The 23,390-nt window shown below is 64.0% G+C and carries 23 protein-coding genes, 1 tRNA gene and 2 pseudogenes; 13 read left to right on the top strand and 13 right to left on the bottom strand.

Annotated features, from left to right (window positions below):
- The first annotated feature begins 112 nt into the window (after positions 1 to 112).
- The 3 genes from RGU41_RS03685 to RGU41_RS03675 are packed head-to-tail and all read left to right on the top strand — an operon-like array spanning position 113 to position 2,488.
- Positions 113 to 1,027, top strand: coding sequence for a PAS domain-containing protein (locus RGU41_RS03685; RefSeq protein WP_322135582.1), 915 nt, complete (start codon positions 113 to 115; stop codon positions 1,025 to 1,027).
- Entirely contained in the window at positions 952 to 1,782 is an 831-nt protein-coding gene (locus RGU41_RS03680) for a sensor histidine kinase (RefSeq protein WP_322135581.1), read from the top strand. The genes RGU41_RS03685 and RGU41_RS03680 overlap by 76 nt, the downstream gene beginning before the upstream one ends.
- Positions 1,775 to 2,488, top strand: coding sequence for a response regulator (locus RGU41_RS03675; RefSeq protein WP_134447334.1), 714 nt, complete (start codon positions 1,775 to 1,777; stop codon positions 2,486 to 2,488). The genes RGU41_RS03680 and RGU41_RS03675 overlap by 8 nt, the downstream gene beginning before the upstream one ends.
- A gap of 3 nt (positions 2,489 to 2,491) precedes the next feature.
- Here RGU41_RS03675 and RGU41_RS03670 read toward each other — a convergent pair whose 3' ends face one another.
- Together RGU41_RS03670 and RGU41_RS03665 are read right to left on the bottom strand one after the other, a co-directional pair.
- A complete protein-coding gene (locus RGU41_RS03670; RefSeq protein WP_134447332.1) occupies positions 2,492 to 3,550 on the bottom strand; it encodes a lysylphosphatidylglycerol synthase transmembrane domain-containing protein in 1,059 nt (352 codons plus the stop codon).
- 7 nt (positions 3,551 to 3,557) lie between these two features.
- Positions 3,558 to 4,070 carry a mycothiol transferase gene (locus RGU41_RS03665; protein WP_134447330.1) on the bottom strand — a complete coding sequence of 171 codons (513 nt, stop codon included), beginning with the start codon at positions 4,068 to 4,070 and terminating at the stop codon, positions 3,558 to 3,560.
- A gap of 164 nt (positions 4,071 to 4,234) precedes the next feature.
- Here RGU41_RS03665 and RGU41_RS03660 point away from each other — a divergent pair, with 164 nt between their 5' ends.
- Together RGU41_RS03660 and RGU41_RS03655 are read left to right on the top strand one after the other, a co-directional pair.
- Complete coding sequence (locus RGU41_RS03660) at positions 4,235 to 5,407, top strand: AI-2E family transporter (RefSeq protein WP_134560894.1); 1,173 nt, start codon at positions 4,235 to 4,237, stop codon at positions 5,405 to 5,407.
- Positions 5,408 to 5,416: 9 nt separating this feature from the next.
- On the top strand, positions 5,417 to 6,079 hold the full coding sequence (locus tag RGU41_RS03655) for a GAP family protein (RefSeq protein WP_134447326.1): 663 nt from the start codon (positions 5,417 to 5,419) through the stop codon (positions 6,077 to 6,079).
- A gap of 67 nt (positions 6,080 to 6,146) precedes the next feature.
- On the opposite strand, the gene RGU41_RS03650 is transcribed toward RGU41_RS03655, so the two are convergent.
- From RGU41_RS03650 to RGU41_RS03620, 7 genes are all read right to left on the bottom strand, one after another.
- On the bottom strand, positions 6,147 to 6,533 hold the full coding sequence (locus RGU41_RS03650; RefSeq protein WP_134559490.1) for a DUF1622 domain-containing protein: 387 nt from the start codon (positions 6,531 to 6,533) through the stop codon (positions 6,147 to 6,149).
- Positions 6,534 to 6,585: 52 nt separating this feature from the next.
- Positions 6,586 to 7,299, bottom strand: coding sequence for a GAF and ANTAR domain-containing protein (locus tag RGU41_RS03645; protein WP_134447324.1), 714 nt, complete (start codon positions 7,297 to 7,299; stop codon positions 6,586 to 6,588).
- Complete coding sequence (locus tag RGU41_RS03640; protein WP_134447322.1) at positions 7,292 to 8,026, bottom strand: GAF and ANTAR domain-containing protein; 735 nt, start codon at positions 8,024 to 8,026, stop codon at positions 7,292 to 7,294. Before RGU41_RS03640 ends, RGU41_RS03645 begins: the two co-directional genes overlap by 8 nt.
- A gap of 218 nt (positions 8,027 to 8,244) precedes the next feature.
- Positions 8,245 to 8,886 (bottom strand): ScbR family autoregulator-binding transcription factor, encoded by a 642-nt coding sequence (locus tag RGU41_RS03635; protein ID WP_134559421.1) that lies wholly within the window; start codon positions 8,884 to 8,886, stop codon positions 8,245 to 8,247.
- A 69-nt stretch (positions 8,887 to 8,955) separates the two neighbouring features.
- On the bottom strand, positions 8,956 to 9,225 hold the full coding sequence (locus tag RGU41_RS03630) for a hypothetical protein (RefSeq protein ID WP_322135580.1): 270 nt from the start codon (positions 9,223 to 9,225) through the stop codon (positions 8,956 to 8,958).
- A gap of 199 nt (positions 9,226 to 9,424) precedes the next feature.
- Positions 9,425 to 9,844 carry a hypothetical protein gene (locus RGU41_RS03625; RefSeq protein WP_134447316.1) on the bottom strand — a complete coding sequence of 140 codons (420 nt, stop codon included), beginning with the start codon at positions 9,842 to 9,844 and terminating at the stop codon, positions 9,425 to 9,427.
- Between the two features lie 158 nt (positions 9,845 to 10,002).
- On the bottom strand, positions 10,003 to 10,509 hold the full coding sequence (locus tag RGU41_RS03620; protein WP_134447314.1) for a hypothetical protein: 507 nt from the start codon (positions 10,507 to 10,509) through the stop codon (positions 10,003 to 10,005).
- Positions 10,510 to 10,753: 244 nt separating this feature from the next.
- Here RGU41_RS03620 and RGU41_RS03615 point away from each other — a divergent pair, with 244 nt between their 5' ends.
- Entirely contained in the window at positions 10,754 to 12,205 is a 1,452-nt protein-coding gene (locus RGU41_RS03615) for an HNH endonuclease signature motif containing protein (RefSeq protein WP_322135579.1), read from the top strand.
- Positions 12,206 to 12,375: 170 nt separating this feature from the next.
- On the opposite strand, the gene RGU41_RS03610 is transcribed toward RGU41_RS03615, so the two are convergent.
- The 3 genes and pseudogenes from RGU41_RS03610 to RGU41_RS03600 all read right to left on the bottom strand — a co-directional run bounded on the left by RGU41_RS03610 (position 12,376) and on the right by RGU41_RS03600 (position 16,213).
- Positions 12,376 to 12,445, bottom strand: a tRNA-Pro gene (locus RGU41_RS03610).
- A 256-nt stretch (positions 12,446 to 12,701) separates the two neighbouring features.
- A pseudogene (locus tag RGU41_RS03605) lies at positions 12,702 to 13,380 on the bottom strand (hypothetical protein).
- Between the two features lie 235 nt (positions 13,381 to 13,615).
- The gene (locus tag RGU41_RS03600; protein ID WP_322135578.1) at positions 13,616 to 16,213 is read right to left on the bottom strand and encodes a plasma-membrane proton-efflux P-type ATPase; all 2,598 of its coding nucleotides are present in this window, start codon (positions 16,211 to 16,213) and stop codon (positions 13,616 to 13,618) included.
- Between the two features lie 693 nt (positions 16,214 to 16,906).
- Between RGU41_RS03600 and RGU41_RS03595 the strand changes: the two genes are divergently transcribed.
- The 5 genes from RGU41_RS03595 to RGU41_RS03580 all read left to right on the top strand — a co-directional run bounded on the left by RGU41_RS03595 (position 16,907) and on the right by RGU41_RS03580 (position 21,320).
- Complete coding sequence (locus RGU41_RS03595; RefSeq protein WP_322135577.1) at positions 16,907 to 17,884, top strand: L-lactate dehydrogenase; 978 nt, start codon at positions 16,907 to 16,909, stop codon at positions 17,882 to 17,884.
- A gap of 142 nt (positions 17,885 to 18,026) precedes the next feature.
- Complete coding sequence (locus RGU41_RS03590) at positions 18,027 to 18,911, top strand: fructose bisphosphate aldolase (RefSeq protein WP_322140878.1); 885 nt, start codon at positions 18,027 to 18,029, stop codon at positions 18,909 to 18,911.
- Positions 18,912 to 19,052: 141 nt separating this feature from the next.
- On the top strand, positions 19,053 to 19,496 hold the full coding sequence (locus tag RGU41_RS03585; RefSeq protein WP_322135575.1) for a PRC-barrel domain-containing protein: 444 nt from the start codon (positions 19,053 to 19,055) through the stop codon (positions 19,494 to 19,496).
- Between the two features lie 344 nt (positions 19,497 to 19,840).
- On the top strand, positions 19,841 to 20,068 hold the full coding sequence (locus RGU41_RS20720) for a M1 family aminopeptidase (protein WP_322140258.1): 228 nt from the start codon (positions 19,841 to 19,843) through the stop codon (positions 20,066 to 20,068).
- A gap of 268 nt (positions 20,069 to 20,336) precedes the next feature.
- Positions 20,337 to 21,320 (top strand): IS30 family transposase, encoded by a 984-nt coding sequence (locus RGU41_RS03580; RefSeq protein ID WP_322135574.1) that lies wholly within the window; start codon positions 20,337 to 20,339, stop codon positions 21,318 to 21,320.
- A 38-nt stretch (positions 21,321 to 21,358) separates the two neighbouring features.
- Here the strand turns inward: RGU41_RS03580 and RGU41_RS03575 are convergent.
- A pseudogene (locus tag RGU41_RS03575) lies at positions 21,359 to 21,520 on the bottom strand (ATP-binding protein); the annotation flags it as partial.
- A gap of 182 nt (positions 21,521 to 21,702) precedes the next feature.
- On the opposite strand from RGU41_RS03575, the gene RGU41_RS03570 reads away from it, so the two are divergent.
- Both RGU41_RS03570 and RGU41_RS03565 read left to right on the top strand, forming a co-directional pair.
- The gene (locus RGU41_RS03570; protein ID WP_322135573.1) at positions 21,703 to 22,740 is read left to right on the top strand and encodes a tyrosine-type recombinase/integrase; all 1,038 of its coding nucleotides are present in this window, start codon (positions 21,703 to 21,705) and stop codon (positions 22,738 to 22,740) included.
- A gap of 3 nt (positions 22,741 to 22,743) precedes the next feature.
- Positions 22,744 to 23,082, top strand: coding sequence for a helix-turn-helix transcriptional regulator (locus RGU41_RS03565; protein ID WP_322135572.1), 339 nt, complete (start codon positions 22,744 to 22,746; stop codon positions 23,080 to 23,082).
- The last annotated feature ends 308 nt before the right edge of the window (positions 23,083 to 23,390 follow it).

Raw genomic sequence — 23,390 nt, 5'->3', positions numbered from 1 at the left:
TGTGCGTTTCAGAATGGTCGACGCGGCGCGTGGCGTCACGGTTGCGGTCATATTGTTCACGCGCGACGGGCATATGGTTTCATTCACATCGAGGTGAGAAGGGCGGCACGCCATGATCCGCGACTGGAGCATCGCGCGCCGGCTCTTCCTGGCCCATTCCGTCTTCATCGTCGCGCTCGCCGCCTCGGTCGGCACGGCACTGTTCATCGACGCTCGCGATCGCGGCTACGCCGAAACCGAGAGCCGGATGCTGTCGGTCGCGACGGCCATCGCGGAGAACCCGCTCGTCCTGGAGGCCAGCGGGACCCCGGATCCGAGCGCGCTCCTGCAGCCATACGCGCTCAGCGTCACGCAGAAGGCGGGGCTCGACTTCATCACGATCATGGCGCCGGACCGAACCAGATGGACTCACCCGACCGAATCGGAAATCGGGCGGCCGTACATCGGCACCATCGCGCCGGCCCTGGCGGGAACGCCGTTCACCGAGGTCACGACGGGAACCCTGGGCCCGTCCGTCCGCGCAGTCGTGCCCGTCGTCGATGCGCAGGGCGCCGTCCGCGCGCACGTCGCTGCCGGGGTGAAGACCAGCAACCTGTCGATCGCCCTGACCGCCCGACTGCCCGCTGTCCTGGGCCTGGCACTCGCCCTCCTCGTGGCCGGCGCGATCGTCACGTCCCTGATCGGGCGCTACCTGCGCAGGGTCACCCTGGGCTGGGGACCGGAACAGCTCGCCCAGCTGTTCGTGTACTACGACTCCGTACTGCATTCCGTGCGGGAAGGCCTCGTCCTCGTTGATCTAAAGGGCGACCTCGTTCTCTACAACGACCAGGCCGCCGAGCTTCTCGGCATCCCGTCCCGACCGGCGAATCCGAGGGGCGGAGCCGCCGCCCCGACCCTCGGCGAGCTCGAGCTCCCGGCGGGACTCGGTGACCTGCTCGCAGTGGCCGCCCCGTGCAGGATGAGATCCACCTCACCAGCACCCGGGTGCTCGTCGTCAGCCAGCAGCCCGCACTCGCGCCACCGGTGAGCGGCCGTGGGAAATCGACGCCGATGGGGTGGGTCGCCACGATCCGCGACCACACCGATCTGGAGTCCCTGGGCAGCGAGCTGCAGTCCATGCAGACCCTGTCCGATGCCTTGCGGGCCCAGACGCACGAGCATGCCAACCGGCTGCACACGATCGTCTCGCTGATGGAACTCGGCCGCACCGGAGACGCACTGGAATTCGCGACCAGGGACCTCGAACTCGGCCAGATGTTGACGGACGAGGTGGTCGCGTCGGTCGACGAGCCCGTGCTGAGCGCACTGCTGATGGGTAAGTTCGCCCAGGCCAGCGAGCTCGGCGTCGTCCTCGCCGTCGAGGCCACCGGCAGCCTGTCCGACACCGGGCTGCAGGCCAGGGACCTCGTCACGATCGTGGGCAACCTGATCGACAACGCCCTCGACGCGGCCATGGACGCCGCGGCGCCGCGGGAGGTCCACCTCTCCGTGCACAACGGTGCGGCCTCCGTCGTCGTCGAAGTCGCCGACAGCGGCCATGGCGTCGATCCGGAGACGCTCGACGACGTGCTTCGCCGCGGCTTCAGCACCAAGGAACCCGGTGAGTTCGGGCGTGGGCTCGGCCTCGCACTGGTCCAACAGACCGTCAACCGCCTCGGCGGTACCCTGACGATCGGATTCCGGAGGGGCGCGGTCTTCACGGTCACGCTTCCCTGCCGGGCACCCTCAGCGGAGGTCGCCGCCGTGCGCCCCACCGGAGCGAGGGATCCGCACGATGCCTGACGCGGACATCCGCGTGCTCGTCGTCGAAGACGAGGCCATCGCGGCTGAAGCCCACGCGGTCTATCTCGGTCGCCTGGCAGGCTTCGTCCACGCCGGAACCGCGCGGGACGGACACTCCGCCCTGCGTTCGCTGGCAGAAGCCGAGTCCGCGGGCCGCCCGATCGACCTGGTCCTGATGGACATGACCCTCCCCGACCTCCACGGCCTCGACGTCAGCCGCCGGATGCGTTCGGCCGGGCTGATGACGGACATCATCGCGATCACGGCGGTGCGCGACCTGAAGATCGTGCGTGGCGCGGTGGCAGCAGGCATCGTCCAATACCTGATCAAGCCGTTCACCTACGCGACCTTCGCGCAGAAGCTCGGCCAGTACCGGGACTTCCGACTCCAGCTCGGCACCCAATCCCGGGTCACCAACCAGTCGGACGTCGACCTGGCATTCGCGAGCCTGCGCGCGCCCGCCGAGCTTCCCCGGCCGAAAGGACTCGCGGAAGGCACCCTCTCGGCCGTCGTCGACTTCCTCAAAGAGCACGAGTCCCCGGTCTCCTCGAGCGAGGTCACCGACGCACTCGGGATCTCCCGGGTGACGGCTCGCCGGTACCTCGAGTACCTCGCGGACACCGGAACCGTTCTGCGCTCTCCGCGCTACGGGACGCCTGGGCGTCCGGAGAACGAATATTCCTGGATGCGCATACCGCGCCCGTGACGCTCAGGGAGCGGCGGGACGCCGCCGGAGCACGCCGAGGCGCAGCGAAACGTAGGCGGCGAGACCGAGCGGGATCGGAAGCCAGAACTCGAGCACCCGCCAGCCGACAACGGCGAGCAGCGCCGTCGCGTGCGGAGTCCCGACCGCGACGAGGGCGGGCACGAGCACACCCTCGACGATACCGAGGCCTCCCGGGGTCAACGGCAGGAGCGCGAGGAGCCCGCCGAGCCCGTAGACCGCCAGCAGCGGGCCGATGGCAAGCGGATGCCCGAACGCGGCGAGCAGGACTCCGAGCGAAGCAGCGTCGAGAAGCCAGTTCGCGCCGGCGAGGCCGAGCGCGGCGGACATCCGCCGTCGGTCTGTGACGAGCTCGAGGACCTGCGCCGCCACGCTGCGAACGAAGACCTCGACCCGATCCTCGGAGACCAGCGGCACGCGCGCCGCCACCCGGCGCGATCCACGCACGACGAGCTCAGTCCGGCGGGTCAGGAACCAGACGCCGGCGCCCGTGCCGACCAGCAGGACCAGCACCACCGTCCCTGCCACGATGTACGTGCCCGTGACGACAAGGGTCGTGATCGACAACAGGATCCCGCCGGCGAACACGATCCCGAGCACGAGGTTCGAACCAGTGGTCTCGATGGTCGCCGTGGTGAGCGCAGCGCCGGATCGCACTCCGGCGCGGACGAGGAGCCGGAAGCGCACCGCGGCTGCCGTCGCTCCTCCGCCGGGCACCACGTGGTTCACCCCGAGGTCCGCGAGGTCGATCCGGAGGAGGGTGAAGTAGCCCGGCCGGACGGGTCCGAGCACCGCGGCGGTCAACGCGCTGAAGGAGAGCAGCGAGGACAGCTGGAGGGCAGCGGCCAGGAGAACGAGCGGCAGCGAAACGCTTTCCAGCGACGCGAGGGCTGCCTCAACGCCGGCGAACTGCGGCACGACGACGAACCAGACGATGACGAAGAGCAGGGCCGTCGACAGGAGTACCTTGAGCCACAGCGGCACGCGCGCGCGGGTCCCGGCAGGAGTTGCGCCGGCGGCGGGAGGAACGGCGCCCTGGCGCACGGCGGGGTCAGTCCCCGGAACGGACCGCCAGGCCCCGCACGAACGCGGCCTGGCCCGCGTGCTGCAGGTCGTCGGCCAGCACGCTCACCAACCGGGCTCCGAGGGTCACGGGCGGGTTCCACGAGGTGTCGACGATCCGGTCGAGGTCCTCGGGGGTCAGCGTCGGAAGATAGGCGAGGGTCCGGCTGTGCACGGCGTCGAAGTAACCGCCGAGCAGCTCGGCACTGGCCCGGACGCCGCCGACCTGTTCCGCGGTCTGGCCGTATCCGGTCTCGGAGTCGGAGAAGGGCAGGTCGAATTTCGCGGCCCAGCCGCCGCTGATCCAGACCTCGTCCTCGCCGAGAAGTTCGGAGACATGTCCGTCCTGCACCCGTGTCAGGTGCCAGACCAGCCAGGCGATCGAATTCGCCTCCGGGTCCGCCCGGTATTCGAGCAGGGCCGGTCCGGCCTGCCGCAACACCGAACGCACCACGCCGCCGACCCGGCCATAGGCCTCACTCAACAGCTCGCCTGACAGCATCCGTCTCCCCCGCTCTGGTTTGTTCCTCTCAGACTAGCTTCGAGGCGCCGAAGCGGAGAAACGCGGAAACGACGCTGGGCGCACGAAATGGGACTACGTTTCCCAATGAATCGTTGGCGGAGCCACTCGATGGACAACCCATCGAAGAGGATGGCGGGACAAGTATGAGCATCGTCGGACCCGACCCCACACCCCTGCCCCGGTATCCCCGCGGGACGCTGCTCCTGGTCGGCCTCGCAGCCGCCACGATCACGGCGATCGGGATGAGCAGCATCCGCGGCATTCTGGCGCCGGTCCTGCTCACTCTTGTGCTGTCCATCTGCGCTCATCCTGTCCGGGTACGCCTGGAGAAGCGCGGCGTGCCGCACGGCCTCGCGACCGGCTCGGTGATCCTCGTCGTCTTCGCGCTGCTGTCCGGCTTCTTCTATGTCGTCATCGTGGCCATCTCCCAATTCGTCTCGATGCTGCCTGGCTATGCCGCGGAGATCCACGATCTCGGCGTCTCCCTTGGCGAGTTTCTCAACACGATCGGCATCGGCGACTCGCAGATCCAGGCGATGACGGAAGGCTTCACGCCCAGCCGGTTCGTCCCCTACCTCAGCGGTTTCCTCGGCAGCTTCTTCGGCATCGTCGGCTTCCTGGTCATCGTCCTGACCATGCTGATCCTGATGTCCTCGGACGCTTCCTATGCGCACACCATTCTCGGGCAGTTGAGCCAGCGCCGGCCGGGCCTCGTCGATGCCCTCAAGGTCTTCGCCGCGAACGTTCGCCGCTACATGATCGTCACGACCGTGCTCGGGTTGGTGCAGGGATTTCTCAACACCATCGCGCTGTGGATCCTCCAGGTGCCCGCCGCCCTGCTCTGGGGGCTCCTGGCTTTCCTCTGCAGTTTCATCCCCAACATCGGTTATTTCTTCGCCATCACCCCGCCCGTCGTGTTCGGCTATCTTGTCGGCGGCTGGCCGACCGTGATCGCCGTGATCATCGTCTACGGCGTGATCAACGGCGGCGTGCAGTCAATCATCCAGCCCAAGGCCGTCGGCAGCGCCGTCTCCCTCAACCAGACCATCACCTTCTTCTCCGTGCTGTTCTGGGCCGTCGTGATCGGGCCCATCGGCGCCATCCTCGCTATCCCCCTCACCCTGCTCGCCCGAACGTTCCTCGTCGACTCCGATCCCGACGTCGCGTGGGTCAGGCCGGCATTCGGCCCGACAGTCGAGACCCGACGTCTCCTGAAGGCGGCCGATGTCGCAGGCAAGAATGCGCGGAAAGCGAAGCCACCCTCATCTCCCCGCCCGACAGCCACGCAAGCGCCGGAGCCCGGGCACGAGGGGTGAGGCGCTCCCATGCTCGCCACAATCGGACGGCTGCTCCCGCTTGCACTCGCGGTCGCGCTCAGCACCACCCCGCTCCTCGTGACGGTGCTGCTGCTTCTGTCTCCGAAACAGCGCTGGTCGGCCCCCGCCTTCCTCGCGGGCTGGATCGTCGGGCTCATCGTCGTTACGGCCGTGTTCACGGCCACACTGACCTGGCTTCCCCCGGCCGACATGACTGCCCTCCAGCCGGCCATCGGCTGGACGGAGATCGTTCTCGGCGCCGTGCTGATCGGGTCCGGCGTGTGGAAACTCCTGCATCCGTCCCCTCCCCGGCTGGCCGAACCCGCCTGGCTCAACCGGATCGCGACCCTCGGGCCCGTGTCCTGCGCCGGGGTCGGACTTGTGCTCAATATCCGGCCGAAGGCCCTCGTTCTCGGCACTGCAGCGGGGCTCGCCCTCAGCGCGCACGCGCTCCCGCTTGCCGAATTGGTGATCTGCATCCTCGTCTACACGGTCATCGGGGTGTCCAGTGTCGCGGTCCCTGTGATCCTCACGCTGGCGTCCCCGCAGACGATGATCAAACCCCTCGTGGCGCTCAAGAAGCGCATCATCAATCCGTCCCAGACCGTCACGGTTGTCGTGGCCCTGATGCTCGGTGCCCTGATCCTGGGCGACGGCATGACCCGGGTCTGAAGCAGCCACGCCACCTGGTGTGGCGTGGCGTGCTCGTGACCCGACCGCCACGGGGCTACGGCGCAGGCTACTGAGCAGGCGGCTGCGGGGTGACCGGGGAGACGGGATCGACCCGCCAGCGTGACCACGGCCATACCCCGTCCATTTCGACTTCGAGCGAGAAGCTCAACACAACGCGGATCACGACGATCACGGCGAGGACGACGACGCTTTGGACGGTCGGTTCGACGAGGATGGTCCGGATGATGTCGGCCACGATCAGGACCTCGAGGCCGAGGAGGATGGCCCGGCCCAGGTCACGACGGAGGCCCACGTACGCCTGGGCACGGGTGGAGCTCCGCAGCACGCGCGGAAGGGCGACCGCGAAAGCCAGGGCCCCACCGAGCACCATGATGATTGCACCGGCAGCCTCGACGACCTGCACGCCGGCCGAAATGACCTGCTCGAAGTCCATGGACATCCCTCTCCTCGTGGTTCAGCGTGCAGACGGTCGGCGGGATGCCCGCTCAGATCACGAGTGTTTGTTCGACAAGACCTTGGGCGACGCTTGAGAGCAGCAGGCGGTTTGCCCGGGCATACGTCCTCAGCAGGGTGAACGCTTCCTCCATCGACACGCCTCGGGAGTGCGCAAGTACGCCCTTGGCCTGCTCAATGACCACCCGGGAGGTCAACGCGTTTGTCAGCTGTTCCCGGACCGACATGCTTTCCCGGAGCGTACGCTCCTGCAGGATTCCGATCGTGGCAACGTCGGCCAGCGCCTGGGAGGCCCGCACGTCCTGCTGGCGAAGTGCACCCGGAACATTCGACAGCAGGTTGAGGGCACCGATTGTCGTCTCCCGCAGCCGCAACGGTATGGCGAAGACCGCGGCAAAACCCTGCTCGCGTGCGCTGTCCCGAAAACGCTGCCACGCGGGCGGACTCTCCTCTACGTCCGTCAGGGATACGACGGCACCGGTGACAAAGCATTCCACGCAGGGGCCCGCCCGAGCGCTCAGTTGCATGACCTCGACAAGTCTGCTGGCCTCGCTCGTCGAAGCGACAACTTCCAATTCGCCATCGGCGTCGGCCAGAAGAATTCCAGCGGCCGCAATATCGAAGAGATCAGTGCAACTCTCGACCAGGGTCTGCAGGAGATCCACCACGTCGTAGTCGGCCACAAGCGTGTCGGCAAGGGTCGCGAACGTGTCGATTAAACGGTCCTCTCTCGTTCCATCAATCATGGGACCCTTCGATCTGGCTCTCGATTACCGCGAAACTCAATCGGCGGTCAATGATTTCTGCCGCAATCTCGGCCATTGACCGGCCAGCCGCAAAAGCATGGCCCTGCATGACGAGGAGGGCATCCGCGGCAGGAATTCTCAGTTGAGCCAGGACCATTCCGGTGGCTTGATGGATCTCGCGACGAGAGAATTTCTGGCGAGTGGCACTGTCGGTCTCGTTTTCGATCTCGGTGTGGGACAGTCTGATGGCTCGAGAGAGGACCAGACGACTGACCACGGTCGCAAGGCTCGAAATCTGCTGGACGCTCTGCGAGCTGAGGCGATAGGGGCGGTTGGTATACAGATCGATCGCACCGATGCGCAAAGGCCCCAGGATCAGGGGAAAAGCAAAGACCGCACCGAGGTCATCTGCAAGGATCGCTTCCGAAAAGGCCGGCCAGGTCCGGTTCGGCCGTTTGCGAATATCAGGCTCGAGGACCGGAGCCGCAGTCTGCAGTGCGTCCCAACAGGGGCCCTCGCCAAGATCGAATTGCAACTCGTCGAGACGAAACGACTGGGCGTCACTGGCCGAAATCGTTTCAGCGGCAAGAATATCGCCGAACGTCGAGACGGATGCCCCGTCCACGGGCAACGCCGCCAGGAGCGGCTCGTACAGACGCGCCTCCTGCCCGGTCAGGGCGTTCAGTGCATCCGCAGCCACGGCAAACAGATCAGGCATCGGGGTCATACCCGCGATTCTGGTCGCAACCACGATTCACTCCCGTCCGCTGCATGATCGCAACGTACTCCTCCGGCGTCGAAAAGGAATGCAGGCAGCGCTCGGGCTCTCTCCGCCACCGTCCCGGCCCCGACAACGGTGTGGGCGTGCGCACCGGGAATCGCTCTCGTGCGTTCCCCGGAGTGTGCTCGGGAGTGCAGTCGTCGTGTCGGTTCACGACTGAGACCTTATCGAATCGGGAATGCCGCTTCCAGCATCCACTCGATTGAATTCTGATTTTCGGGAGGCACGATTGCGGGCAAGAGAATCTCCCACATTTCCCGTACGCGTCGACGGAGGTCGGCACGTTCGGTGAAGACATCAGAAACCATCTGGACCCCCGTGAAAGCGGGAATGATGAAGTGCGCCAGCTTCTCGGCGTCGGTGCCTGCGCGGAGTTCGCCGGCCTCCGTGGCGGCCAGAGTCAGTGCCTCGAAGGTCGCAAGCCAATCTTCGTATGGTCGCGCCATCGACCGATCGAAAGTCGAGGTTTCGGTTGTGAGGCGGATGCCGGCACGGACGATGGGGTCGGTGGTCAATCGTCCGGCCAGATCGCTGCAGAGCCTGAGCATCGACTCAAGCGGCCCGGTTGTCGTGTCGAGTATCGCCGTCGCGGCAGCTGTCGCGATCTCGTGTTCCGCTTCGATCACGGCGAGGGCGACGTGCTCCTTGGACTGGAAATGAAAGTACAGCGCGCCCTTGGTCACTCCGGCGGCGGCCGTGATGTCCGAGAGCGTGGCCCCGCCGAAACCCTGGCGATAGAAGACGTCCGCAGCCCCCGCGATAATCTTCTCGCGAGTGAGTACGGCGCGCTCTTGTTTCACGGTCATGGTGCGCCTCCTGGCGATTCCGCATCGAACATGGACCCGACGGCACCTCTGCATCCCCGTCCGGCACCCTCACTCCGGCTCGATCAGCGCCTCTGGGTTGGGTTCCGATCTGAGCGCCGACCGAATCATCAGGACACCGATGGCCAACAACACCGAAATACCGAGAATCGGCCCCACTGCGTAGCCGAGCCAGAAGAGCGGCACGAATACGCAACCGGCGATGACGAGTGCTGTTGAAATGTCCACCAGCTGCGCGCGAGTTGATTGTTTCAAACTTCCCCCAGATGTTTTTTCGGTGAGCGCGGCACCGGCCGAACGCGAGTTCGACTCCGTGCTCACCGACCCCCGACGGCACAGACGCCGGCGATGCGCCTTTCAGCGAACGCCGATGCCATCCAATAAAAAACCGGTTTCCCCGTTTGTTTGGTTCCCCTCGATGAGTGTATGCCATTGTGCGCAGCGACAGGGTGGTCTCACTCAAGAAAAGTGGCGACGTGGGCGAGGAACCGGGCGGCCTCAGGTACCGATGCAGGTGGCCTTACTGGTTACGCGACGCGGTCGCGGGTGATGTCGTTCCCAGCCGCATCGACGAGAAAGCGAACATCATCGCGATCAAGATGTTCGTGACCAGTGGAACCATCAGGCCCCCCGATTCCGGCCGACTGACAAAAGCGATAAGCACGTAGATCGCCTGGGAACCGAACAGGAGTGCAAACACGACACCGGATGTCCGGTGCGCCGTCATCTTCCACCACGGGCGCCTCTGTTCGACCGGTTCGTCCTCGGCGCGAAAGGTTCTCGCAGCAAAGACGACCAGGACCAGCGCAAGGACGGCTGCCGCGACGGACGCAACAGGCACCGGGAGACCGATCGTCAGGGCCGACCCGAGAATGACGAGAACGCCACCGCTCGTCACGTAGGCGATTTTCGTTGACGTGCTCGTGATTCGAATTGCCATGGACATCCCCCTCGATGAAAAGACTGACTGGCGTAGACCTGGCTACCGCACCTGCCGGACCCACCCCTGCGACCGATCAGGACGCGGTGCGTGGTGGCGCTTCTTGCACACCCGCGTCTCCGTGTTCCTGATTATGCCGCAGTGCGCTCAGCAGCCGGTCACGGGACAGCGACCCGCGAGGCCCGGCCCGCGCGCGCCCGTCCGATCGCCTTGTTCACTTCCACGAGCAGGAAGATGACGGCGGAAAGTCCCAGCGTGTACGCCCATTCGCGAACCCCGATCGGCGTCGAGCTGAACCAGAGGTTCATGAATGGCGTGCAGAGGGTGAGGCTCGACGCCCGGAGGAACCGGGAAGTGAACAGGAACGCGAGCCGGCTGAAGGTGGGCATGGTCGCGGCCGCGGTCTGCGCTTCCACGGTGGTGGACCCGATTCCCTGCTCGAGGAAGAACACCCCGACGGTCGCGGCCGTGATCAGGTTGACCCACAGGATCTGCGTCGGTTGGAGCGGCAGCGCGAATCCGAACAGCACGGCGAGCAGGAGCACCAGAGACTCGGCTGCGGTCGTGGGCAGAATGAAGACGATGGATTTCTGCAGGTTGTCGCGGATGCGACGGCCTTCGTGAACTGCACTCTGGATGGTGGCGAAGTTGTCGTCGGCGAGCACGATGCCTGCCGCTTCCTTCGTCGCTTCGTGCCCTTGATCCCCCTTGCCAGTCCGACGTCCGCTCGACGAAGCGCGGGCGCGTCGTCGACCCCGTCGCCGGTCATCGCGACCTCCTCCCGGTGTGGCTGGAGGGCCTTGGGGAGAAGTTGTCCACAGAAATCTTCTTTGACCGGGTATTCCACAGGTGGCTTGTGGGGTGGCGGATGCCCCGGGAATGTCGGTGGTGGTCCGTAGAGTGACCGGTGTGACAACTGAAAATACCTCAGAACCTCAGCCCGAAAGCACGGCGGAACCCCCGCCCGGGACCCCTCCCGACAGTCCTCCCGACACCTACCTGAACCCCCGGCATCTCAGCCTGGTGGAGCCGTCCCTCGCCGATTTCTATGACGCGATCCGGGAGGCGGACCGGGAGATGAACCGGGCCGCCGCGAAGCGGGCGGCCGCGATCTATGCGGCGCAACGGGTGCTCGCGGACGTGGGCCGGGCCCGGGCGGAGGCCGCAGAACGCGCCGGCGGGCCGCGAATGCCGTGGTCTCCGGAAGAAGCCACGAAAGAGGAATTCACCTGCGAGGTCAGCGCCCTGCTGCGGCTCCCGCGCCGGACGGCGGAGACCCTGATCGAAGCCAGCCGCACCCTCGCCGAAGACCTCCCCGCAACCCGGGATGCCCTGGCCTCCGGGGCGATCAGTTACCGGCACGCGCAAGTCATCATGGAGCAGGCCTGGGGCATCCGAGTCGATGATGACCCGGAAGCGGCCGCCCGGGCCCGGGCCGTGTTCGAGGAGGTCCTCGTGCCCGACGCGGAAGTGCTGACCGTGGCGAAGCTCGCCGACCGGGCCCAAAGGGTGCGGGAACGCACCCACCCGGAAACCATCACCGCCCGGCACCAGAAAAGCGTCGAAGACCGGCTCGTGGTGTTCCACGCCCTCAACGACGGAATGGCCTCCCTGTACCTGACCGGGGACGCGGAGAAGGTGCAGGCCGCGTACCACCGCACCCTCGACACGGCGCTGACCCTGCAGGGCCCGGAGGAAACCCGCACGCTGACCCAGCTGGCGGCGGACGTGCTCACCGATGTCCTGATCAGTGGGGTCACCCCGGACGGACTCGGTGCCGGGGTGGCCGCGCAGGTCAACGTCACCGTCCCCGTGCTGACCCTGCTCGGGAAGAGCGAGGAACCCGGGTATCTGGCCGGGTACGGACCCATCGAACCCGACACCGCGAGGCGTCTCGCGGCCGGGGCGCCGAGCTTCACCCGGCTCCTCACCCACCCGGAAACCGGCGTCGTGCTCTCCATGGGACGCGACACCTACAAACCACCCACCGCGCTCAAGAAATGGCTCGAGGTGCGCGATGAAACCTGCACCTTCCCGGGCTGCCGGCGCTCCGCCAAACGATCAGACCTCGACCACAGTGTGGAGTGGCAGCACGGCGGGGAGACCGACGCGATGAACCTCGCCCACCTCTGCCCGTATCACCACGCGGTGAAGAGCTACACCCGGTGGTCGCCGAGGCACCTCGGCGACGGTCGCATCGAATGGACCTCCCCGGCCAGGTACAACTACATCGTCGAACCCTCGGCCGATATGAGACCACCCCGGAAACCGAAACCCGCACCGAAACCACCGGCCCGGTTCGTGGACGTCTGGAACCTCGACCCCACACCCGACGACCCCGACGACCCGACACCGTTCTAGAACGCAGGGCGTTGCCCGGCAGGAAGTATTGCTCGTGGCGTGCGGTCGTGAGCCTCAAAGTCATGGTCGAATCTGGCGGACCTGCACATGTCGCAGACATGGCTGAATCTCAATGCAACAAAAAAGGGCCCCGTTCGTGAGAACGGAACCCTTCGCTGATCTGGCTTTACTGGTGCACCCCCGGGACTTGAACCCGGAACCCACTGATTCCGAATTCTCGCGAGGCCATTACTGGGGTGCGAGGCTTTTAGAGAACGAAGTCCACATTTATTCCACACCTATGTATCGTCTGTACGAACGCTGATCGTTAGCCGAATGCGCCCAATTCGGCTGATTTTGGGAAGCTTGGCTACTCCTCTTACTGCACCGACGACCGTAAGGACCGCGCATGTACTGTCCATGCCCACACGCAGCGCAAAAGACCGTCAAGAGCATTGGTAAACCGTAGACGATCTGCTCACCGCCGCGGAACGGGGTGATGGTTCGAGTAAGCCGTCTATGGTGCCCCTGGAGGGATTCGGACCCCCAACCGTTTCCGTAGAACACAACCAAAAACGCTACCTCTCTTTTTGTGTCTCAGTTCTCCGTGCCCGCTATGCATTTCAGAGTTCAGCGCGGATAGTAGCCAGTTCCCTGTTGCGCTCGTGTCCCCGATGATCTGGGACAGAACGAGCAGGGCGTTCTTCTCACTGTCCGCCGGCACCACGTACCAGGGGCTGTCCATGGTGCTCATGACTGTCAGGCATTTCTCGTAAGCCGACAAATGCGAGTCACAACACTCCCGTTCGTGAATGTCCGAGAGAGTGAGCTTCCAGTTTTTTTCGGGAACGTCGATGAGTTCGCGGAATCCGTTCGCCTGTTCCTCTTTCGAAAGGTTCACGAAGATCTTGACGATCATCGTCCCCTTGCGGCTCAGATGCGCCTCGAGGTCCGCAATCGAGCGATGCCGTTCTCTCCAGATGGACGACTCGTCGATGAGTTCGGCCGGGATACCCTCGCCGTGCATAATCTCCGGGTGCGCCCGCGCGACGAGAACTTCTTCGTAGTATGAGCGATTGAAGGTGCCGATCCGGCCCGCGGCGGGTCGGACGCCAGATAAAGTCGTGCTCGAGTTCCTCGCTACTGGGCTGTTTGAAGCTGGAGACCTGGCAGCCCTGGGGGTTCACCCCGTACATGACGTGTCGGATCGCTCCATTCTTTCCTGCCGCATCCATGCCCTGGAAGATCACCAACACGGACTAGTGCACCGAGGCGTAGTGCAACCGCTGCAGCTCGCTCAGCTTTTTGATACGCCGAGGCAAGACCTGTTTATACGTTGTGTCGGCCCCGAGACATCCCCAACATCCGTTGCGCGCTTGGCGAGGTCCGCATTCTTTCCTGCTTCGACGCGGAAGCCACTTGTTTTTATCTTCATGACTGGCCCTTCGTTTCTCGCGATGCGGCGCCTTCTGTGCTCGGATCCGTGGAGGCGACTTGGGGTTCCGGTGCGTCGGACAAGTGTGCGGCCGACTGTGTGAGCGCACGGCCCGCCGTGCCTTTCTTCCCTGCGGGGTCGAGGATGCGATAGGCGAGTAGTTTGATGCGGTCGTTGACAAGCGCCCAGGCGATCGCGTAGCCCCACACGAAGGCGGCCCAGCCCCAGCCGAGCGGAGTCATGAAGAGCCCGTAAACGGCAATGAGGGTCGCGACGGCCTGGGTTCCCAGGACCGCGACCCACAGTATGCGGGCCGGTCGGATCGACCAGAACGGGCCGCGGGTGCGGGTCAGGAAGATGGTGAGATGCCCTGCCACCGAAAGCTTCAGGTACATCAGGGTTTGGATATGGTCGCGATCGAGGTGGAAGACATTCTCGGCCAGATAGAAGAGTCCGAAGGCGGCGATAACGCCGGCAACTCCAAGCACGGTCGATATGCCCAGCACCAGACGCATGTTCCACGCCTCTGGTGCCTTCCGATACTTCACGTTGTCGTAGGCGATCGACAGGATTGCCCCGTCGTTCAGAATGGCGAGCATCACGATCATGATCGCGGTGACGGGGTAGAAGTTGAAGACCAGGATCGATACCGTCATGAACAGCAGGACACGCAAGGTCTCTGCGATGCGGTAGATGGCGTAGGAGTTCATCCGCTGGAAGATCCGGCGGCTTTCCTCGATTGCCTTGATGATCACGGACAGACCAGGGGTGAGCAGAACGATGGCGGCCGCGGCTCTGGCGGCGTCAGTCGCTCCCGAGACTGCGATCCCGCAGTCCGCCTTCTTCAGTGCGGGCGCGTCATTGACGCCGTCTCCCGTCATCCCGACAATGTGACCGCGCTTCTGCAGCACGTCGACGATGTGGTATTTGTGCTCGGGGAAGACCTGGGCGAACCCATCAGCTGTTTCGATGGATTCCCCGACCGCCGCTGTCTCCTTCTTCTTCACGTCGCCCAGGCCGGACGCGTCGAGAATATTCGTGCCAAGACCGACCTTGGCGGCGGTCTCCTTCGCGATCGCGATCGCGTCACCGGTGACCATCTTCACCGTCACACCCATCTCCTTCGCTGTGGCGATGGTGGAAGCGGCGTCCTCGCGAGGCGGGTCAAAGAGCGGGAGGACACCCAGGAACTGCCACGTTCCATGTCCTTCTGCGCGGGCCACACCCAGAGACCGGAAGCCGCGTGCGGCGAAGTCATTCACAGCGGTGTCAATGGCGGAGGTGATGTCCGCGGAATTGTCGGCGAGAGCGAGGATGACCTGGGGTGCGCCCTTGGTGACCTTGAACGTCGCGCCCCTGTCGTCGGTGACGGTGGCTTCGGTGCGTTTGTGAACCGGGTCGAAGGGTTGGTAGTGCGTGACCGTGTAGGCATCCATCGCGGTCTTCCCCGGGAGACCGCCGAGGACGGCGAGGTCGATGGGGTCATCGTTTTCCGCGCGGGAAGCCAACGCACCCGCGAGCACGATATCCGCGGCCGAAACACCGTCAAGGCTGAACGGGTCGCCCAGGGTCAGCGCGTTGCGGGTGAGTGTGCCCGTCTTGTCCGCGCACAGGATGTCTACGCCGGCGAGTTCCTCGATCGCCACCAATTTGCTGACGATGGCCTTTTCCCGGGCCAGCAGCCGCGCGCCGACCGCCATGGTGACCGACAGCACGGTCGGCATCGCGACGGGGATAGCCGCAACCGTGAGCACGAGCGCGAATTGCAGTGTCGTCAGGATCGGGTCGCCCCGCAGAGTCGACACCACCACGATCACGGTCACCAACGCGAGGGCGAGGAGGATGAGATAGTTGCCGATCTTCAGAACGGCCTTCTGGAAGTGGCTGACGGTATGGGCATCCTGCACCAGACCGGCCGTCTTACCGAAGCTGGTATGGGCGCCGGTCGCATAGACCATGGCGCCGATCTCGCCGCGGCGCACGATCGAACCCGAGAACACCGCATCCCCGGCCGCGCACGTCACGGGCAGTGACTCGCCGGTCAGCGCAGACTGGTCAACCTCGATCTCGTCGCCCTCCAGCAGTCGGGCATCCGCGGGAACGATATCCCCCAGCCGCAGACGGATCACGTCTCCCGGCACCAGCTCACTGGCGGCGGGCGTGACCCAGGTACCGTCACGTCGAACCCGGGCATTCATAGCGAGCGTGTCCTTCAGGGCGGCGATGGCGTTTCCGGCCTGGCGCTCCTCGAAGAACCCGACCAAAGCGTTCGCCATGAGAAGCACCAGGATAATGAAGAAGTCGGGCCAGTGCCCGACCACTCCGGACAGAACCACGGCCACTTCGATCATCCACGGAATCGGGCCCCAGAAGTAGGAAAGAAACTTCAGAAGCGGGTTCGTCGTATGCTCGGCGATCTCATTCGGACCGTACTTTGCCAGGCGTGTGTCGGCCTCTGACTGGGTCAGCCCGTCCGGTGAGCTGCCGAGCCGCTTCTGGACCTCAGCCATCGGGAGCGACTTCAGGTCGTGTGCCGGGTCGGGCTTTAACGTCGCCGAATCGGCCGCAGCGTTCGTGGTCTTGTCCGTGCTCATTCCCGGGCTCGCGTCCTCATCATGCTCCAATTCCCTGAGTTGACCACCTGCGACGCACGCCGTGTACGTGAATCGCGTTCGGTGCCGAGGCCGGAATAAACCGGCTGTACGCCTCCGCGAATGATGCTTTAATGCAAGTGTTGCACAAAAACAAGGTTTTAGCCGGTGCAATGAATTTCGGTATGGTGGCTTAACTGGGAGAATCACCCGGCGCCGGCAAGAGCCCCGGCTCGTCAGCCGGTGCAATCGGCTCCGTGAACCTCTCGAGTGTCGTGTGGCGAAGGTTGTACTCGCGCTTCAGCTCATTCCAGCGCCGGACCGAGACCTCGGCAGCGGGCGAGACCTCGGCGGGTTCACCGGACTGTGGCACTTTGGACATGCTGGTGGATTCGTGCGTTGCATCGGCCATGGATTCCCTCGGTCTCAAACGGGTCATGAACTGCTCGCTACTGAGCCTGGTTCACTGGATGAGCGACCGAGACATAAACGCGTTCACATCGAGAGTGCACACATGACCCATCACAATCGGTGGACGGGATCGCTCCTTCATGCTACATCTGCGGTTCGGAAATCGGCCAGCGAGACGAGCGATACGGCCGATCGGCAGTGTTTCCATGCATCAAGGATGCAGCGACATCCGGTGACCTACAATTCGCCGCGACGGAGGAAACCGCGAAGGAGGAGAGTGGATTCATGAGTGCAATCGAGAATTCCAAACTGGCCATCATCGGAGCGGGCACCGTCGGTACCTCGCTCGCTTACGCGGCGCTGATCCGGCAATCAGCCCGCGAGGTGGTGCTCTACGACATCAACAAGCCCAAGGTCGAAGCCGAAGTACTCGACCTCGCCCACGGCACGCAGTTCACCGGCGCCTCCTGCGTGTCCGGCGGGGCGGACCTCGACGCGATCGCGGGCTCGAACATGGTCGTGATCACCGCAGGAGCCAGGCAGCACCCCGGGCAATCGCGTCTCGATATGTCCGCTGTCAACGTCGGCATCCTGCGTGAGTTGATGCCCACACTCGTCGAACGAGCGCCGGACGCCGTGTTCATGATCGTGACCAATCCGTGCGACATCGTCACTTACGCGGCCCTTCATTTCAGCGGGCTCCCGTCGGCACGGGTTTTTGGCTCAGGCACCGTCCTCGACTCCTCGAGGCTTCGCTTGCTGCTCGCGCACCGCGTCGGCGTCGCGATTGCCAACGTACATGCCGACATCATCGGCGAACACGGCGACTCGGAATTCCCGCTCTGGTCTCAGGCTCGCGTCGGTCCGATCTCCCTCTCCGAATGGGTCAAGGACGACATCTCGCCGGCATCCGACGACCGGGCGAAGTTCTCTGAGGCCGAGTTCGCGGCCATCACCAAGGACGTCAAGACCGCCGCATACCGGGTAATCGCAGGCAAGGGCGCTACGAACTATGCGATCGGACTCTCCGGCGCCCGGATCGTGGAGGCCGTGCTGCGAGACGAGGGCGCCATACTTCCGATCAGTTCCTTGCTCACCGACTATCGCGGCATAAGCCGGGTTGCGCTCTCTGTTCCGGCGGTCGTCAATGCCGGCGGCGTGTCCCGGGTGATCGAGGTGCCGTTCTCCGACGCGGAGCAGAAGCTCTTCAAGCACTCGGCTCATACCCTGCGCGCGACCCTCGACACCCTCAGACTGCCCTAAGGCCGCCGTCAACGCGCCTGCGGCGATGCTCAGGCGACCAGACCAGAACAGAAGTGGCGGACAAACCGCCCTCGGCCACTCGACTCAGACGAGGATCGCTGCTCACTAGACTGAAATGGAGTCCACAACCTTTGGAGGGACTTTGAATACCGAACAAGCAGAAAGAATGAACACCGGAGTCGGCTTCGTCGCAGCGCTCGATCAGAGCGGCGGCAGCACGGGCGGCGCACTGAAGCTCTATGGAATAGACCCGTCGTCCTACAGTACCGACGAGCAGATGTTCGACCTGATGCATCAGATGCGCGCCCGCGTGATGACCGCAGAAAGCTTCACCTCCGACCGCATTCTCGCGACGATCCTCTTCGAGCAGACCATGGACCGCACCGTTGGCAGCCAGCTGACGGGTGATTACCTCACCGCCAAGGGCATCGTGCCGTTTGTCAAGGTCGACCAGGGCCTCGCTGTCGAGGTAGACGGTGTCCAGTTGATGAAGCCACTCACCAAGCTGGAACCCCTCCTCGCACGTGCGGTTGAGCGCACGATGTTCGGTACGAAGATGCGTTCCGTGATCAAGGAAGCCAACCCCGCCGGAATCCAGGCGATCGTCGACCAACAGTTTTCCGTCGCAGGGCAGATTCTGGCCCACGGCCTTGTGCCGATCCTAGAACCCGAAGTCGACGTGAACGCTCCCGACAAGGCCGAGGCCGAAAACTTCCTCAAAGCCGATGCCCTGGCAGCCCTCGACGGGCTCTCCACCGACCAGCCGGTGATCCTCAAGCTGTCGATCCCGACGGTAGCCGGTTTCTACTCCGACCTGATTTACCATCCGATGGTGCTTCGAGTGGTGGCGCTTTCTGGTGGCTACAGTCAGACGAAGGCGTGCCGCTTGCTGGCCGAGAATCTCGGTCTGAGCGCCAGCTTTAGCCGCGCTCTGCTCGAAGGCCTCACCGCCCAACAATCGGACGCCGACTTCGACGCCGTGCTGGCCGCCTATGTCGAGCGGATCTACGCGGCGTCCACGACCTGAACCACATCCGAGATCGACGCGGGTGGCAACGCCATCGATCCTGACAGGGCCTGACTGGACCTGCCACTCCGCCTCCCGAATGAAAGCGAACCAACAGCCAACGCAAGACAAGGCGGCACACCGCCGGAACGGATAGGGAAAATGACAGATGCGCACTTCGACAAGCTGGTCAGGCTACAGGACAGTGACGAAACCGTCGCCGAGCGAGAAGATGACATTCGAGGTCGGCGAGTGTTCGACAAAGACCACCAACCCCTCGGGAAAATCGACGCGCTGCTCCTGGATGAAAAAGAGAACAAGATTCGATTCCTTGAAGTGGCCTCCGGCGGCTTCCTGGGACTTGGAGAAGCCAAATCATTCATCCCGATAGATGCGATCACGAAAATCACCCAGGACGAAGTCCACATCAGCCAGTCCGCCGAGCACATCGCCGGTGCCCCCACGTACGACCCAGAACTCGTGAACCAAAAGGAATTCTACGAAAATACCTACGGTTACTACGGAGTCATGCCGTTCTGGAGCCCCGGCTACTCACTTCCGACGTACCCAGGTGAGGACCCACTCGCCGGCAAGTGGTATCGCTGACCATCGTTCGACAATGCATTCCTGAACACAGCCAGAGGACACCTCCGCGATTCCCCGTCCCCCAAGCACGCACAGGATCGCTTCACGCCTCGAAGCGTCGCTGAACGTCGGAGTAGGACTCCGCCCCGGTGAGGAAGCCGAGGGTGCCAGAGTAGAGCAACCTCGGGCTGCCAGCGGTCAACGCTCTGATCAAGCCGTAAGGACGTTTGCGTCGGCGTGGCTTGAGTTAGGGCGAGGACCTCGCTTTAACACGCCGTCAAACCCCGACTGTCGACGATTCAGTCGACTACGCCCTAGAGACTCAAACCCCGCCTGTTTACTCACAGGTCGCGGACGAAGCAACAGTGGTCCATGAACTCGGGCACCAATGGTTCGGCGATTCGGTGACGCCCTCTGGCTGGAAGGATATCTGGCTGAATGAAGGCTGGCCACCTACATCGAATGGCTGTGCGCTCAGCATCAAGGCACCGCAACGATTCCTGCGCAGTTTGCCGACGCGATGCCATACCTGGAGGCAAACAACGGCTGGACGCCCAACATCGCAGACCCAGGTGTCGACGCTCGTTGAATAGTAGGCCGTTGGTGCTGACAGTTTCAAGCGGTCAATGCAAGGGTGTCGTTCAGGTGACCTCCTAGTCTGCTTCTTGGGAAGGAGCGAGAATGGGACGGAAACCAAAGCCACCGGAACAGCGGATGGCGTTCTTTACGGCACGTGCGTCGGGTGCGTCGCTTCGAAAGTCCGCGGCACTGGCGGGAATATCGAGGTCGACGGCCTGTCTGTGGCTCAAGCAGTCTGGTGGTGTCAGACCGCGGGCGACGAAGCCTCGGCCGGCGTTGCGGTTGTCGCTCGATGAGCGTGAGACGATCTCGCGCGGTCTCGCGGCTAACCGGTCTCTGACATCGATCGCCGCCGAGCTCGGTCGACCGGTTTCCACTGTTTCGCGGGAGGTGCTTCGCAACAGTGGGAGAAATGGATACCGTGCCGCTCATGCTGAACGTCTCGCCGAGGCCCGGAGCCGGCGGCCACGCCTCGGCAAACTCGCTTTGGATGATCGTTTGCGCGAGCACGTGGAATCCAAACTCAAGGTCTGCTGGTCTCCGCAACAGATCTCGAAGCGCCTGATCGCGGAGTTCCCGGACGACTCGTCGATGCGGGTGTCTCACGAAACCATCTACACCTCGCTCTTTGTGCAAGCCCAGCCCGGTCTCAAAGCGGAATTGACCGCCAAGCTTCGGACTCGGCGTTTGCGCCGCCATCCGCAACGGCGTGTTGCCTCCGGCGGGAAGAAGTCACGGATACCGGGCCTCGTGCCCCTGAAGGACCGTCCGGCCGAGGCGAACGACCGCAAGACACCCGGCCATTGGGAAGGCGACATGATCGTGGGACGTTACGGCACGTCCCACATCGTGACCCTGGTCGAACGGCACAGTCGCGTTCTGATCGCCGTCCCGCTCCCACACGGCGCCAAAAGCGAAACCGTGATCGCGGCACTCATCGAAACCTTCAACAAGCTGCCCGCTGTCATGCGCCGAACGCTGACCTGGGATCGCGGCAACGAGATGGCTCGTCACGCTGATTTCACGACAGCGACCGGGATTCCCGTGTTCTTCTGCGACGCGTACTCACCCTGGCAACGCGGCACGAACGAAAACACCAACGGCCTGCTCCGCCAGTACCTGCCCAAGAGCACCGATCTCAACCTGACCAACACCGAGAGACTCAAGGAAATCGTGGCAGAACTCAACAACCGCCCGCGGAGAACGCTGGGATGGCAGACTCCTCATGAGGTCTTCAGCGCCGCCTGCGTTGCATTGACCGCTTGAAACTGTCGCTCTTCGAAAAGTAGGCCACCGTGGTTCATCTATTCTACGGTGTTTTCGGGTCTGGCGGAAGGCAGGGTGGTGATTCCGCTGTCCTTGAGCCGGTAGCTGGCGCCTTTGAGTGAGATGACGTCGGCGTGGTGAACGATGCGGTCGATCATGGCCGCGGCCACGACCTGGTCGCCGAAGACGTCGCCCCAGCGAACTGAGGTTCCCATACGTTCGTTCCGACTCTGAGTGCCGCATCCCCTGTGGGGAGTAGGTCGAGCGTGGTCGGCGTGGCGAGGTGCGATTTGCTCGATCGAGGAGTGAAATATGAGGCAGCGCCTCAGAAATCGAGGCGGGCGGGAGGTATGCAGTGACGCCGCGACCCCGGCTGCGCGTGGTGAGCGACAATTCTCCAGGCGCGCAACTGGCCGATGCCATGGAGCCGATGGAATTCCAGCGGCAGTGCGTGGACGGTTTCGTCGCGAGCCAAGTGGCCCGCGGATTCAGCGCCCTCACCATCGACAACGGCACGGGCGTGCTTGAGCGTTTCCTCGCTTTGGCGGAGAAGCCCGCATGGGAGCTGACCGCCTTCGACGTCGACGCGGTCGTCGCCGCGCTTATCGAACGCGGCGTGGGACCCGTCACGCGCAGGGACTACGTCAGCACGTTCAGACACTACTTCCAGTTTCTGCAAGCCCGGCACTTCGCCGACGTTGAGGCTCGCTTCGGTATCCGTTTGGCCGACCCGATCGACGTGTTCCATGCTGGGCATCACGTAACCAGCGAGTCGCCCGCGACCCGCCCGCCCCCATCGCCCGAGCGCATGGATGACTTCTTCGCGTTCCTGAAGGCTCGAATGGAGCAGTCGCGAAAATGGGCTCCGATCGCTCGGGACTACGCACTCTTCCGGACGCTCTATCACGCAGGTCTTCGCTCTGCAGAGTCCTCGACGTTGGAAATCCGCGATCTTCATTTTGACCGAGGCCCGTTCGGGAAGATTCACGTGCGTTTGGGTAAGGCGGCGAAAGGCTCCGGTCCCAGGCCACGCTGGGTGCCCATGCTGGACGATCTGGGCCTGATCCTGCATTGGTATCTCGACGAGGTCCGCCCCAAATTTCGAGGAAGCAGCCCGGCCCTGTTCTGCGACGAGGGCGGCCGATTCATGAATTCAGGATCGATCCGTAACCGGTTGGCGGCCCTGTGCAGAGCGGAGGGCCGGCCGGTCCACGAGCAGTTCAGCCCTCATAGTCTGCGGCATGCCTGCGCGACGCGCAACTACGAGCGCGGTGTCGATCTCGTCGCCATTCAGCAGATGCTGGGCCATTGGAATGTGGGCACGACGATGCGATATGTGACGCCCTCATCTACGTTCGTCGAGGACGCCTATCGTCGTGCCCTCACGACCACTCTCGCCGAAGCGACCAAGGAGGAATAGGACATGGCAGAGTTTCGCTGGCGGCTCCGGATGGCTGCCGCTCAACGAGAAGTGTGGACCGGTGCTCAACTGCGGCGCCTGTTGGTCGACAAGGCCGGTCTGGAACTCTCATCCGCGTCGATCTCCGCCTTGATGACTCAACAGCCTTCGCAAATTAAGCTCGCGACTCTGGCCGCATTGTGCCAAGCGCTGGACTGCACCGCAAATGATCTCCTCGAACTTGATACGACCACCGACATCGGCAACGGGACTCCGCCAACTCCGGTCACGCAGGAGCCCCTCCGAGCGGCGGCCGGTCAGGAACGGTCTCGGGCCTCGCGCAATACCCCGCCACCATTCTGATGACGCTCGTCGGCAACTGCATCGACTGTGGAAGCCCCAATCTCCATGCTCGGGGTCGCTGCACCTCGTGCTATTGGAAAGCCAAACGCGAGGCCACGATGGAACCGTGCCCACGGTGTGGCCAACGGCGAGTGCTCCGTGCGGAACAGGACCTGTGCGGGATGTGCGTGCGCCGAGCTCGTCCCCGGAAAGAACCGACACCGCGAAACTGCGACCAGTGTGGCCGTCTGGCCAAACACGCAGCTCACGGACTATGCACGGCCTGCTATCAAAGGACCCACAACTCCCTGATCGACCGAACAGCCGCC

This window comes from Cryobacterium sp. 10C3, from assembly GCF_034314285.1.
Lineage (GTDB): Bacteria > Actinomycetota > Actinomycetes > Actinomycetales > Microbacteriaceae > Cryobacterium > Cryobacterium glucosi.
Note: the sequence above shows the minus strand (reverse complement) of the source record. Positions and strands in the feature narration are given on the sequence as shown.